This window comes from Saccharopolyspora gloriosae, from assembly GCF_022828475.1.
GTDB classification, from domain to species: domain Bacteria; phylum Actinomycetota; class Actinomycetes; order Mycobacteriales; family Pseudonocardiaceae; genus Saccharopolyspora_C; species Saccharopolyspora_C gloriosae_A.
Window position 1 is genome coordinate 3,856,953 of sequence record NZ_CP059557.1, and the last position, 12,889, is coordinate 3,869,841.

Annotated in this window: 13 protein-coding genes; 6 read left to right on the top strand and 7 right to left on the bottom strand. The window is 70.5% G+C overall.

Going from position 1 to position 12,889, the window contains the following annotated elements; genetic code table 11:
- The first annotated feature begins 330 nt into the window (after nucleotides 1-330).
- Complete coding sequence (gene kstR, locus H2Q94_RS16590; RefSeq protein WP_397545358.1) at nucleotides 331-954, top strand: cholesterol catabolism transcriptional regulator KstR; 624 nt, start codon at nucleotides 331-333, stop codon at nucleotides 952-954.
- A 35-nt stretch (nucleotides 955-989) separates the two neighbouring features.
- Here kstR and H2Q94_RS16595 read toward each other — a convergent pair whose 3' ends face one another.
- The 4 genes from H2Q94_RS16595 to H2Q94_RS16610 form a co-directional block, all read right to left on the bottom strand.
- Nucleotides 990-2,021 (bottom strand): MBL fold metallo-hydrolase, encoded by a 1,032-nt coding sequence (locus H2Q94_RS16595; RefSeq protein WP_243788071.1) that lies wholly within the window; start codon nucleotides 2,019-2,021, stop codon nucleotides 990-992.
- Between the two features lie 514 nt (nucleotides 2,022-2,535).
- Nucleotides 2,536-3,696, bottom strand: a complete 1,161-nt coding sequence (locus tag H2Q94_RS16600; RefSeq protein WP_243788073.1) for an acetyl-CoA C-acetyltransferase — start codon at nucleotides 3,694-3,696, stop codon at nucleotides 2,536-2,538.
- A 70-nt stretch (nucleotides 3,697-3,766) separates the two neighbouring features.
- Nucleotides 3,767-4,699, bottom strand: coding sequence for an SDR family oxidoreductase (locus H2Q94_RS16605; protein ID WP_243788075.1), 933 nt, complete (start codon nucleotides 4,697-4,699; stop codon nucleotides 3,767-3,769).
- A gap of 21 nt (nucleotides 4,700-4,720) precedes the next feature.
- Nucleotides 4,721-5,497 carry an SDR family oxidoreductase gene (locus tag H2Q94_RS16610; RefSeq protein ID WP_243788077.1) on the bottom strand — a complete coding sequence of 259 codons (777 nt, stop codon included), beginning with the start codon at nucleotides 5,495-5,497 and terminating at the stop codon, nucleotides 4,721-4,723.
- A gap of 117 nt (nucleotides 5,498-5,614) precedes the next feature.
- Here H2Q94_RS16610 and H2Q94_RS16615 point away from each other — a divergent pair, with 117 nt between their 5' ends.
- From H2Q94_RS16615 to H2Q94_RS16630, 4 genes are read left to right on the top strand one after another with little or no spacing between them, the layout of a single operon-like run.
- On the top strand, nucleotides 5,615-6,376 hold the full coding sequence (locus H2Q94_RS16615) for an enoyl-CoA hydratase family protein (RefSeq protein WP_243788079.1): 762 nt from the start codon (nucleotides 5,615-5,617) through the stop codon (nucleotides 6,374-6,376).
- 11 nt (nucleotides 6,377-6,387) lie between these two features.
- A complete protein-coding gene (locus tag H2Q94_RS16620; RefSeq protein WP_243788080.1) occupies nucleotides 6,388-7,251 on the top strand; it encodes a CoA transferase subunit A in 864 nt (287 codons plus the stop codon).
- Nucleotides 7,248-8,000, top strand: coding sequence for a CoA-transferase subunit beta (locus tag H2Q94_RS16625; protein ID WP_243788081.1), 753 nt, complete (start codon nucleotides 7,248-7,250; stop codon nucleotides 7,998-8,000). The genes H2Q94_RS16620 and H2Q94_RS16625 overlap by 4 nt, the downstream gene beginning before the upstream one ends.
- On the top strand, nucleotides 7,997-9,076 hold the full coding sequence (locus H2Q94_RS16630; protein WP_243788082.1) for an NAD(P)H-dependent flavin oxidoreductase: 1,080 nt from the start codon (nucleotides 7,997-7,999) through the stop codon (nucleotides 9,074-9,076). The genes H2Q94_RS16625 and H2Q94_RS16630 overlap by 4 nt, the downstream gene beginning before the upstream one ends.
- Here H2Q94_RS16630 and H2Q94_RS16635 read toward each other — a convergent pair.
- The 3 genes from H2Q94_RS16635 to H2Q94_RS16645 all read right to left on the bottom strand — a co-directional run bounded on the left by H2Q94_RS16635 (nucleotide 9,057) and on the right by H2Q94_RS16645 (nucleotide 11,756).
- Nucleotides 9,057-9,704 (bottom strand): TetR/AcrR family transcriptional regulator, encoded by a 648-nt coding sequence (locus tag H2Q94_RS16635; RefSeq protein ID WP_243788083.1) that lies wholly within the window; start codon nucleotides 9,702-9,704, stop codon nucleotides 9,057-9,059. The genes H2Q94_RS16630 and H2Q94_RS16635 overlap by 20 nt on opposite strands.
- 94 nt (nucleotides 9,705-9,798) lie before the next feature.
- Nucleotides 9,799-10,578, bottom strand: coding sequence for an SDR family oxidoreductase (locus H2Q94_RS16640; RefSeq protein WP_243788084.1), 780 nt, complete (start codon nucleotides 10,576-10,578; stop codon nucleotides 9,799-9,801).
- Nucleotides 10,575-11,756, bottom strand: coding sequence for an acyl-CoA dehydrogenase family protein (locus H2Q94_RS16645; RefSeq protein WP_243788086.1), 1,182 nt, complete (start codon nucleotides 11,754-11,756; stop codon nucleotides 10,575-10,577). Before H2Q94_RS16645 ends, H2Q94_RS16640 begins: the two co-directional genes overlap by 4 nt.
- Nucleotides 11,757-11,892: 136 nt before the next feature.
- Between H2Q94_RS16645 and H2Q94_RS16650 the strand changes: the two genes are divergently transcribed.
- A complete protein-coding gene (locus tag H2Q94_RS16650) occupies nucleotides 11,893-12,744 on the top strand; it encodes an enoyl-CoA hydratase (protein ID WP_243788088.1) in 852 nt (283 codons plus the stop codon).
- Nucleotides 12,745-12,889 lie beyond the last annotated feature (145 nt).

The window sequence follows — 12,889 nt, forward strand, 5'->3', positions numbered from 1 at the left end:
GAACATGTTCTCATTAAGGAGCCCGTGGGGAATGATCTTGGATCTGTTTCTTGTCAGCGGCGGAGCCGCTGAGCGGCGACCACCCCGGCGAAACGACCACCGGCGGGTTCTCTGCGACTTCCTCGCGCGGACAGCGATCTCGTGCCGCAGGGGCATGCAGGAGAAATCGATCCCGCGGCGAGGAAGCCGCTGAGGTTCCGCTGAGGGACCCGCTACGCACATCACCTTGCAAGGACTCACAAGGCATGAGGTCAACGCAGACCTGCCGGAAGAGGCCGTGCCCGGACGGGCACCGCCGCACCATCGACGCACGTTGAGAGGACCGACCTCATGAACGCCATGCCTCGACGCGGATCCGCCGCGTCCGGCCTGCTGGCCGAGGACCAGGGTGGCTCGGCGGCGCAGAACGCGCGCCGCAAGCGCATCATCGACGCCACCATCGCGCTCGCCGGCAAGGGCGGTTACGAAGCCGTCCAGATGCGCGCGGTCGCCGAAAAGGCCGATGTGGCCCTGGGAACGCTGTACCGCTACTTCCCGTCCAAGATCCACCTGCTGGTGACCGGCCTGGCTCGCGAGTTCGAACGCTCCCTGGACCGGCTGGACCGGACCAAGATCCCCGGCGACACCCCGTACGACCGGGTGCTGTTCGTGCTGTCCCGCACGACCCGCACGATGCAGCGCAATCCGCAGCTGACCGAGGCGATGACTCGCGCGTTCATGTTCGCCGACACGTCGGCGGCCAATGAGGTGGACGCGGTCGGGGCGCTGACCGAGACGCTGTTCAGCGGGGCGATGACGACCGGCGACGACGAGCCCACCGACGAGCAGCGCGCGATCGCCCGCGTCATCGCGGACGTGTGGCTGTCGAACCTGGTCGCCTGGGTCACCCGGCGCGCGTCCGCGACCGATGTGGCCAACCGGCTGGAGCTCACGGTTCGCCTGCTGCTGCGCTGATCCCGGCCGCGACCGGACTGTGCACGGCAGGCCCATCAGATCGACCGGAATTCGTCGACACCGTCCACAGTGGTGCGGTCGGCCTGGCCACGGGCGACCAGCACGTCCAAGTGCGCCAGCGTCTCGCCCACCGCCAGGATCTGGTTGAACATGTCCAGTTCCGCGAAGGACCGTTCGCGGCGGGTCCACCCGAGCACACCGGCGACCTCGTGCGCCGTGGCCGCACCGCCGCGCACGGCCGCCGCGGTCTGGGCGAGCCGTTGCTCGTGGTGCTCCAGCAGTTCGTCCACGCGCGCGTGCGCGCTGTCGGTGACCGGCCCGTGCGCGGGCAGCAGCCGCAGGTCGGGCAGTTCGCGGACCAGCCGCAGCGAGTTCAGGTAGTCACCGAGCGGGAGCGGGGTGCGCGCCGCCTCCAGCCCGATCGACGGCGTGATGTGCGGCAGCACGTGATCGCCGGCCAACAGCAACGAGTTCCGCTCGTCGACGAACACGACGTGCCCACGGGTGTGGCCCGGCGTCTCGACGACGCGCAACGTGCGGGTGGCGAGCTCCACTTCGGCGCCGTCCTTGAGCCATTCGTCGGGCGGCTCGTAGCCCTCCTCCGGCTTCCCCTGGTCGCCTGCCACGGCGTCCCGGACCACCTCGGCGAGTTCGGTCGCCCCGCCCCGCTCCAGCTTGGACAGCTGCCGGTCGTGCGTGCCCGCCAGCAGCGCGTCCAGCGACGGCCGCTCTCCCGCGCCCAGCGCGATGCCCGCGCCGAACTCGGCGCGCAACCGCACGGCGAGCGTGTAGTGGTCCTGGTGCAGGTGGGTCACCAGGAATCGGCGCACGTCGCCGAGGCCGTGCCCCAGCTCGCCGAGGGCGGCTTCCAGCGCGTCCCGCGCTTCCTCCCTGGCCCACCCGGCGTCCACCAGCACCAGGCCGTCGCCGTCCTCGATGGCGTACACGTTGACCGCGCGCAGACCGTCGCCCGGCATCGGTAGCGGGATCCGATGCACCCCCGGCGCGACCTCGAACGCGCCAGGACGGATCCACTCGTGCCGCCCTCGCGCCACGTCCACATCCACCAACCGAACCTCCCGGATCACAACCTCGCCCCTGGCAAGGTAAACGTGAAATGTCCTCAGAAGGTCACGTGCGGTCTAGAACACACTCCGCTCGCCTACCGACGACCGCCGAACCTCGGGCTCCGCACACCCGCCACCGGCACGCGAGGACACCTGAACCCGATCTCCCGACGACCCGCTGACCAGGCAGGATTCCTGATACCAAGCGGGCAGTCCACCTCACTCCTCCACCGCACCCGAGTGCATCCCGGCACGGAGAGAGATGTACCTCCCGCCAACCACGGCGTGGCGAGTTGTCGCCGCGCGAGAGAGCCGACGGCCCGGGTGATCGTTTGGTCTGCTTCTTGTCAGCGGCGGAGCCGATGAGCAGCGACCAGCTGGAGCAACCGGCACCGCGGCGGGTTCTCAGCGGCTTCCTCGCGAGGACGGCCTTTCCCTCGTGGCGAAGGAGCCCGCAGCGAGGAAGCCGCTGAGGTTCCGCTACCCGACCAACCACGCAGGCCGTCCCACCAACTCACAAACGTTCCAAGATCGTCACGTTGGCGGTGCCTCCTCCTTCGCACATGGTCTGCAACCCGTAGCGTCCACCGGTGCGCTCCAGTTCGCCGAGCAAGGTGGCCATCAGCTTCGTCCCCGTCGCGCCCAGCGGGTGGCCCAGTGCGATCGCGCCGCCGTTGGGGTTCACCTTGGCCGGGTCCACATCGATCTCCCGCTGCCACGCCAGCACCACGCTGGCGAACGCCTCGTTGATCTCGACCACGTCGATGTCCGCCGGGGACAGTCCGGTCCGGTCCAGGGCGTGCCGGGTGGCCGCGATCGGCGCCGAGAGCATGAACACCGGGTCGTCGCCGCGGACGCTGAGGTGGTGCACGCGAGCGCGCGGCGTCCACCCGTGTTCGGCCACCGCGCGCTCCGAGGCCACGAGCAGCGCCGAGGCCCCGTCGGAGATCTGACTGGACACTCCCGCGGTCAGCAGCCCGTCCGGCCGCAGGGTCTTGAGCCCGGCGAGCTTGTCCAGGCTGGTGTTTCGGCGCGGCCCCTCGTCCCGCTGGATCCCGGCGATCGGCTCCACCTCGTCGTCGAACCGGCCCGCGTCCATCGCCGCGATCGCCCGGTGATGGCTCGACAGCGCGAACTCCTCCATGTCCGCGCGGGAGATTCCCCATTTGCGGGCGATGAGCTCCGCGCCGTTGAACTGGGTGACTTCGGCGTCGCCGTACCGCTCCTGCCAGCCCCGCGAACCGGAACCGGGACCGTAGGCGGTGGGGAACTCCAGGCCTTCGGCCGCTCGCAGCGCGCTGCCGATCGGGATGCCGCTCATGTTCGCGACGCCGCCCGCGATCACCACGTCCGCCGTGCCGCTGAGCACGGCCTGCGCAGCGAAGTGCACCGCCTGCTGCGACGACCCGCATTGGCGGTCGATGGTGACGCCCGGAACGTGCTCCGGGAAACCGGCCGCCAGCCAACCGGTCCGGCCGATGTTGCCCGCCTGCGCGCCGACCGCGTCCACGCAGCCCCACAGCACGTCGTCCACCCGGCCCGGGTCCAGTTCGGTCCGCTCGACGAGGGCTCGGTGCACGTGCGCGGACAGATCCGCCGGATGCACCCCGCTGAGCCCGCCGCCGCGCTTGCCCACCGGGGTTCGCACGGCATCAACTATGTACGCCTCGCTCATCTTTTCCTCCTTGAGCGCCCTGCGGAACGATGTTCGGCCGCTCCGCTGCCCGGGCACCTGCGCAGATCGGTCAGCGGAACTCCTGATGCTTCGGTTTCGCGCCGTAGACCGGTTCCGGCTCGGGATCACGGCGGAGCAGGTCGTGCACGACGGGGCCGAGTTCGGATGCGGACCAGCGACGGCCGGCGTCCTGATCGGCGCCGTGGCGCCAGCTCGTCATGACGCGGATCGCGCCGCCCTCCACTTCGAAGACCCGCCCGGTGACCTCGGCGGCTTCCGCACTGCCCAGCCACACCACGAGCGGGGAGACGTTCTCCGGTGCCATCGCGTCGAAGGCGTCGTCGTCGGGGCGGGCCATGTCCGAGGCGAAGACCTGCTCGGTCATCCGGGTGCGCGCGGCCGGAGCGATCGCGTTGGCGGTGATGCCGTAGCGACCGAGTTCGGCGGCCGCGTTCACGGTGAGCGCGGCGATTCCCGCCTTCGCCGCCGCGTAGTTGCTCTGCCCGACGCTGCCGAGCAGGCCCGCGCCGGAGCAGGTGTTGATGATGCGGGCGGCGACGGGTTCGCCGGACTTCGCCCGGTCCCGCCAATGCTCTGCGGCGTGGCGCATCGTCGCCGCGTGGCCTTTGAGGTGCACCCGCAGCACGTCGTCCCACTCCTGCTCGGAGATGTTCACGAACATCCGATCTCGCACGAAACCGGCGTTGTTCACCAGCACGTCCAGCCGGCCGAAGGTGTCGACGGCCCGCGCCACGAGTTCCGCGGCCTGCCGCCAGTCGGCGACGTCGGATCCGTCGGCGACCGCGTTGCCGCCCAGCGCGCGGATCTCCTCGACCACCGCCTCCGCGGCACCGTCGTCTCCCCCGCCGCCGTCGAGGGCGACGCCGAGGTCGTTGACCACGACGGACGCTCCCTGCCCGGCGAACTCCAGCGCGTGCGCGCGACCCAGGCCGCGGGCCGCGCCGGTCACGACGACCACGCTGCCCTCGCAGATTCCGGCCACGATGCCTCCTGCGTTGTCGGTTCAGTCCCCCGGTGGGGATTTCCCTGCCAGCCGGGCCAAGTTCGGGTGCGGCTCGCCACCGCCGTGCACGGACACGACGTCGCCGGTCAGGTAGTTCGCGAGCGGGGAGGCCAGGAAGGCGCACATGGTGCCGACCTCGTCGGGCTCCGCGGGCCGCCCCATCGGAACGCCCTCGGCGAACCCGGAATCCTGTGCCGATGCGCCGAATTGCTCCGCGAAGTTGTCGGTGCGCGCCACGCCGACGGACACGGCGTTGACCCGGACGCTCGGCGCGAACTCCAGCGCGAGGGTGCGGGTGAGGCTTTCCAACCCCGCCTTCGCCGCGGCGTAAGCGGCGATGGTGGGCGCGGCGCGACCGGCGGCGATGCTACTGATCATGATCATGGAGCCGCCGTGCTCGCGCATCACCGGCCACGCCCGCTGGCAGACCAGCAGCGGTGCCAGCAGGTTCAGCTCGACGATCTTCGCGTGGAACCGCGGCGAGGCCGTGGCGGTGTCGGCGGGCGGTGCGCCACCGGCGTTGTTCACCAGCACGTCTAGCTTCCCGGACCGGCGCACGATCTCGCTGATCAGCTCGTCGACCTGGGCCGGGTCCCGCACGTCGGCCGGGATGAACTCGGCGCTCGCGGCCTCCGGAAGTCGTTCGGGCGGGTTCCGCGAGCACACGTACACCTGAGCGCCCGCCCGCAGCAGCACCGCGGCGATCCCGGCTCCGATCCCCCGCGTCCCTCCGGTCACCAGTGCCACCCGGCCGGACAGGTCGATCTCGACGCCCACCGCAACCTCCGGGACTCGGGATTTCAGCCTCTGGGGGATTTTCCGCCTCTGGCGGGAGCTTCACCGCGATTGCTACCGTACCAACTCAACCTAACAAGTGCTAGGTTTGGTGATGCCATGACGATCCGGATTCGGCGCCACGACAACGGAATCGTGGTCCTGACCATGGACCATCCACCGGTGAACGCGCTGCCCGCGCAGGGCTGGCACGACCTCGCCGACGCCGTCCGAACGGCCGGTGCGGACGAGCGGACCCGCAGCGTGGTCCTGCAAGCGGAAGGACGCGGGTTCAACGCGGGTGTGGACATCAAGGAGCTCACGGCCGATCCCGGCCACGACAAGCTCATCGCCGTCAACCACGGGTGCTACGAGGCGTTCAAGAGCGTCTACGAGTGCCCGGTGCCGGTGATCAGCGCGGTGCACGGCTTCTGCCTCGGCGGCGGCATCGGCCTGGTCGGCAACTCCGACATCATCATCGCCGCCGAGGACGCCTATTTCGGCCTGCCCGAGGTGGATCGGGGCGCGCTCGGCGCGGCCACGCACCTGTCCCGGCTGGTGCCGCAGCACTACGCGCGAGCGATGTTCTACACCGGTCGCAACGCCACCGCGCGGGAACTGGCGCACTTCGGGTCGGTCTGGGAAGTCGTGGAACCGGCGCGGCTGCACCAGGCCGCCTTCGACCTCGCCGAGTCGATCGCGCGCAAGGACCCGCTCGTGATCCGCAAGGCCAAGGAATCCCTCAACGGCATCGACCCGGTGGACGTCAACCGCAGCTACCGCTTCGAGCAGGGATTCACCTTCGAACTCAACCTCAGCGGAGTGTCCGACCGGGCACGGGAAGCGTTCGTGCAGCCGGACGGCTCCGGGCGCAACAGGTGAAAGGGCGGGCGATGCGGGACAAACTCACCACTCCCGACGAGATCGCGGGACGGCTGCGCAGCGGTATGACGATCGGGATCGGCGGCTGGGGGTCCAGGCGCAAACCGATGGCGCTGGTGCGCGCGATCCTGCGCTCCGACCTGCGGGATTTGACGCTGGTCTCCTACGGCGGTCCCGACGTCGGGTTGCTTGCCGCGGCGGGGAAGCTGCGCAAGGTCGTGTTCGGGTTCGTCTCGCTGGATTCGATTCCGCTGGACCCGCACTTCCGCGCGGCCCGGCAGCGCGGCGAGCTCGAAGTCGCCGAGTACGACGAGGGAATGGTGCTCGCCGGGTTGCGCGCGGCGGCCGCTCGGCTGCCGTTCCTGCCGACCAGGGCCGGAGTCGGCTCCGACGTTCCCGCGCTCAACCCGGAACTGCGCACCGTGCGGTCCCCGTACGACGACCACGAGGAACTGCTGGCGATGCCCGCGCTGCGGCTGGACGCGGCGCTGGTGCACCTCAACCGCGCGGACCGGCACGGCAACGCCCAGTACCTCGGCCCCGATCCCTACTTCGACGATCTGATGTGCGCGGCGGCCGAACGCGGCTACGTCAGCTGCGAACGAGTGGTGCCCACCGCCGAGCTGCTGCGGGCGGGGCCGGTGCAGTCGGTGCTGCTGAACCGGACGCACACCGACGCGGTGGCCGAGACGCCGCGCGGCGCGCACTTCACCGGCTGCGCACCGGATTACGACCGCGACGAAGCGTTCCAGCGGCGCTACGCGGCCAGTGCCGCCGACGCGGCGAGCTGGGAGGCGTTTCGCGCGGAGTTCCTCAGCGGCGACGAACAGGCGTATCAAGCCGCGGTCGATGCGGCACGGGAGGTGGCCGAATGAGCAGCGAAGTGAGCCGCGCGGAGATCTGCGCCGTCGCCTGCGCCGACACCTGGCGCGACGCCGGCGAGGCGCTGGCCTCCCCGTTCGGGGCGATTCCCGCGCTCGGCGCCCGGCTGGCTCGGCTGACCACGGCCCCGGATCTGCTGTTGACCGACGGCGAAGCGGTGCTGCTGGCCGACACTCCGGCGCTCGGGCAGGAGACGCGGGACGTGACCGCCGAAGGCTGGATGCCGTACCGGCAGGTGCTCGACCTGCTCGCCGGGGGGCGCCGCCAGGTGATGATGGGGGCGACCCAGATCGACCGGTACGGCAACCAGAACATCTCCCGGATCGGACCGTGGGACCGGCCGAAGGTGCAGCTGATCGGGGCGCGCGGGGCTCCGGGGAACTCCGTCAACCACGTGACGAACTACTGGGTTCCCGGACACGGCAAGCGGATCTTCGTCGAGTCGGTCGATCTGGTCTGCGGGGTGGGGCACGATCGGGCCGTGGGGTCCGCCGGGCGGTTCCACGACGTGCAGGTGGTGGTCACGAACTTGGGCGTGCTCGATTTCGCCGGTCCGGGCGCCACGATGCGGCTGCGGTCGGTGCATCCCGGGGTGACGGTCGAGCAGGTTCAGGACAGCACCGGTTTCGAGCTCGACACCGGCTCGGTGGACGAGACGCGGCTGCCCTCCGCCGCGGAACTCGAACTCATCCGCACCGTGCTCGACCCCGATGGGCTGCGCTACCAGGAGATCCCCGCATGACCGCGCCCGTGCTCGACACCGCGCTGTGCCGGTTGGCCGGGGTGCGGCATCCGGTGGTGCAGACCGGGATGGGCTGGGTCGCCGGGCCTCGGCTGGTCTCGGCGACCGCCGAAGCCGGTGCGCTCGGTGTGCTCGCCTCCGCGACGATGAGCTTGGAACAGCTCGGCTCGGCGATCCGGGAAGTGCGCGAGCGCACCGCGAACCCGTTCGGCGTGAACCTGCGGGCCGACGCAGGCGACGCCGAACAGCGGGTCGACCTGCTCATCCGTGAAGGGGTCCGGGTGGCCTCGTTCGCGTTGCTGCCGGATCAGCGCCTGATCGGCAAGCTCAAGGACGCGGGCGTGCTCGTGATCCCGTCCGTGGGAGCGCGGCGGCACGCCGAGAAGGTGCAGGCCTGGGGCGCCGACGCGGTGCTCGTGCAGGGCGGCGAAGGCGGCGGGCACACCGGCCCGGTCGCCACCACCGTGCTGCTTCCGCAGGTCGTGGACGCCGTGGACATTCCGGTGATCGCGGCGGGCGGGTTCTTCGACGGCCGCGGGCTGGCCGCCGCGCTCTGCTACGGCGCGGCCGGGATCGGGATGGGCACCCGGTTCCTGCTCACCTCCGACAGCGCCGTGCCCGAGGAGGTCAAGCGGCGCTACCTGGCGGCGGCCGCGGGCGACACCCTCGTCACATCACGAGTGGACGGGATGCCGCACCGGATGCTGCGCAGCGCCCTGACCGACGGCGCCGAATCCGGCGGCACGCTGCGGCGGCTGCCGGGTGCGCTGCGGCAGGCGGTCGCGTTCAAGGCGATGACCGGGATGTCCTGGCGGCACCTGATCTCCGACGGGCTCGCGATGCGGCGGGCGAAGCAGCTGCCGTGGAGCGCGGTGCTGCTGGCCGCGAACACGCCGATGCTGATCAGGCAGGCACTGGTGCGCGGCGACGCCGACGCGGGCGTGCTGCCCGCCGGGCAGGTCGTGGGGATGCTCGACGAACTGCCCGGCTGCGCGGAACTGGTGACCCGGATCGTCGGCGACGCCGCCCGCGTCCTCGGCGAGTCCGCCGGCCGGATCACCGCCGCGGAGCCATGATCCCCTCGCAGAGGATCGTCACGTGCTGCTCGGCGATGACATCGGCGTTCAACCGGCCGCGCGGGTTGTACCAGTGCACCGTGGTCCACACGGTGTCCCGGATGAACCGGTAGGCGATCTTCACGTTGAGGTCCTCGCGGAACACGCCCGCCTGCTGCCCCTGCTGGAGCACCTTGATCCAGGTGCGCTCGAACTCGTTGCCCGCTCGCCGCAGGTAGCCGAAGCGCTCGAACTGGGCGAGGTACTTCGCCTCGTTCTGGTAGATCGTGACCGCCGAGCGGTATTGGTTCATGGCGCGGAACGACTGCCGGATCAGGTCGGTGACGGTGCTGCGCGGATCGGTCGCGTCCCGCACCACGTCCGCGTAGAGCCGCTGCTGGAACTCCAGGAACTCGCGGAGGATCTCGTCGACCATCGATTCCTTCGAATCGAAGTGGTGGTAGAGGCTGCCGGAGAGGATTCCCGCGGCGTCGGCGATGTCCCGGACCGTCGTGACCACGAATCCCCGTTCGGCGAACAGATCCGCCGCGATCGCCAGCAGTTCCGCGCGGCGCCGCGACCCGCCGCTCGCCGCGTCGGCGCCCGCCGTCCGCTGTCCACGCCCGGTCGAGCGCTTGGTTTCCGCCATCTCCCCATCCTCTCATCAGGAGTTGTTTCCGGATCACCTGCGTAGCGGGGCTGGTGGCGACAGCTCGGCGACTCGTGAGGAGTCCGGCTCGCCGTCACGGGTGTTGGCTGCTGACCGAGACGATTTCACCGGTGAGGTAGGTGGAGTAGTCGGAGGCGAGGAAGACGATCACGTTCGCCACCTCCCACGGTTCGGCGGAGCGGCCGAAGGCCTCGCGGGACTCCAGCTCGGCCAGCAGCTCGTCCGAGGTCACCTTCGCCAGGTTCGGGTGCATCACCAGGCTGGGTGCGACCGCGTTCACCCGCACTCCGAGTTCGGCCGCGTCGATCGCCGAACACCGGGTCAGCGCCATCACCCCCGCCTTCGCCGCCGCGTAGTGCGCCTGGCCGGCCTGCGCTCGCCAGCCCACCACCGAGGAGTTGTTCACCACCACGCCCCCACCGCCCTGCTCCCGGAAACACCGGATCGCGGCCCGGGTGCAGCGGAACGTGCCGTTGAGCGTGACGTCCAGGACGCGGTCCCACTGCTGGTCGGTCATGTCCTGGATCGGGGCGGTACCGCCCAATCCGGCGTTGTTGACCACAACGTCGAGCCGCCCGAACTCGTCCGCGGCGGTGCCGATGAGGTGCTGCACCTGCTGTTCGTCGGTGACGTCGCAGGGCACCGCGAGCACCTGCGCGCCGGGCAGCTCGGCCAGCTCGGCGCGGGTGGCCTCCAGCCGCCGCTCGTGGGCGTCGCTGATCACCACGCGGGCGCCTTCCCGGATCATCCGGCGAGCAGTCGCCGAACCGATCCCGGAACCGGCGGCCGCGGTCACCAGTGCGGTCTTGCCCGCCAGCAGCGCGTGCGGCTCGGGTTCGACGGGAACGGTCACGGCCGGGCCTCCTTCGGTAGGCCGAGCACCCGCTCGGCGATGATGTTGCGCTGGATCTCGTTGGAACCGCCATAAATGGTGTCGGCGCGGGTGAACAGGAACAGCCGCTGCCGCTCGTCGAGCCGGTAGGGCGCGTCCTCGGCGACGAGCCCGCAGGCCCCGGCGACCTCCATCGCCAGCTCGCCGAGCCCGCGGTGGAAGGTGGCCCAGTACAGCTTCGCGATGGACGCCTCCGGCCCGGCCGTCCCGTTGGCCACCCCGGTGAGCGTGCGCAGCGCGTTGAACCGCATCACCTCCAGCCCGATCCACGCCCGGCTGATCTTGTCCCGCAGCACCGGGTCGTCGAGCGCGCCGCCGCCGCGAGCCAGCTCCGTGATCCGCTCCAGTTCGCGGCGGAACACCACCTGCTGATCGATGGTGCCCACACCCCGTTCGAATCCGAGCGTGCCCATCGCGACCCGCCAGCCACCGCCGACCTCGCCCACGACGTTGTCGGCATCGGTGCGGGCACCGTCGAAGAACACCTCGTTGAACTCGGAGGTCCCGGTGAGCTGGACGATCGGCCGGACCTCGATCTCGGGCTGATCCATCGGCACCAGCAGGTAGGACAGCCCGTGGTGCCTGCCGCCCTCGGGGTCGGTGCGGGCGAGCAGGAAGCACCAGTCCGCGACGTGCGCCAGCGAGGTCCACGTCTTCTGCCCGTGCACCACCCAGTCCGGGCCGTCGCGCCGCGCTTTGGTGGACAGGTTCGCGAGATCCGATCCGGCGGAGGGTTCCGAATAGCCCTGGCACCACAGTTCGCGCACCTCGACGATCGCGGGCAGGAACCGCTGCCGCTGGCGCTCGGTGCCGAAAGCGATGATCGTCGGCCCGAGCAGCTCCTCCCCGACGTGCCCGACGCGCACCGGAGCTCCGATGCCGGCGTACTCCTCGTGGAAGATCACCTGCTGCGCGATCGAGGCGCCGCGCCCGCCGAACTCCTCGGGCCAGCCCAGGCAGGTCCAGCCGCCTTCGGCGAGACGCCGGTCCCACGCGAGCCGCAGTGCGAACTCCTCGTGCTCCCGTCCCGGGCCGCCCAGCCCCCGCGCCGCCGCGAAATCACCGGTGAGGTGATCGCCGAGCCACTCCCGGACCTCCCGGCGGAACGCCGCCTCCTGAGCACTGTCGGCCAGCTCCATCCGACCACCCCCGATCCGCCCGAACGCGGCCGGACGATCGTGTTTCCCAGTCATCGCAGGAAAATGCAAGCCTACCAAGCACTTGCTAGTTTCGCTAACCTCGGAGGGCGCCGAACACCTCGACGAGGAGGCACCGATGGCCGACCAAGAACCGGTCGTCACCTACGAGCGGATCGAGCGGACCGCCGTCGTGACGATGAACCGGCCCCGATACCGCAACGCGCAGAACTCGGCGATGACCTACGCGCTCGACGACGCCTTCTACCGGGCGTGCGCCGATGACGAGGTGTCAGTGATCGTGCTCGGCGGGGCGGGTGAGCACTTCTCGGCCGGGCACGACATCGGGTCGCCGGGACGGGACGCCGACGTGGACTTCGAGCGCCGCGCCGGACTGTGGTGGGGGCACACCGACAAGGCGGGCGGCGAATCCCGGTTCGCCCGCGAGCAAGAGGTGTACCTGGGGATGTGCCGTCGCTGGCGGGAGATGCCGAAGCCCGTCGTCGCGAGCGTGCAGGGCGCCTGCGTGGCGGGCGGGCTGATGCTGGCGTGGGTGTGCGACCTGATCGTGGCCGCCGAGGACGCGTTCTTCGCCGATCCGGTGGTGCGGATGGGAATTCCCGGAGTCGAGTACTTCGTGCACCCGTGGGTGCTCGGGCCGCGGGTGGCGAAGGAGTTCCTGTTCACCGGCAGGCGGATGAGCGCGCAGCGGGCCTACGAGATCGGCATGGTCAACCAGGTCGTCCCGGGTGAGCGCCTCGGCGATGCGTCGATGGAGCTGGCCGGGGAGATCGCGGCGATGCCCCGCTTCGGTTTGGCCCTGACGAAGAAGGCCGTCAACCAGGCCGAGGACCTCATGGGCAGGCACAGCGGGCTCGACTCGGCGTTCGGCCTGCACCACTTGGCCCATGCGCACAACGCCGAGGTCGGCAAGGACTCGCTCAGCGGTATGGACGCCAAGAGCATGAAGCGCGCCGCCGACGACTCTTAGGAGTGCCTTCGAATGACCTGGACAGGGGGCGGGGTGGCGGAACCTCAGCTGCTTCCTCGCTGCGGGGTCGATGTCGCAAGTGGCTCCGCCACGAGCGAAATCGCTGTCCTCGCGAGGAAACAGCTGAGAACCCGCCGATGGTCCG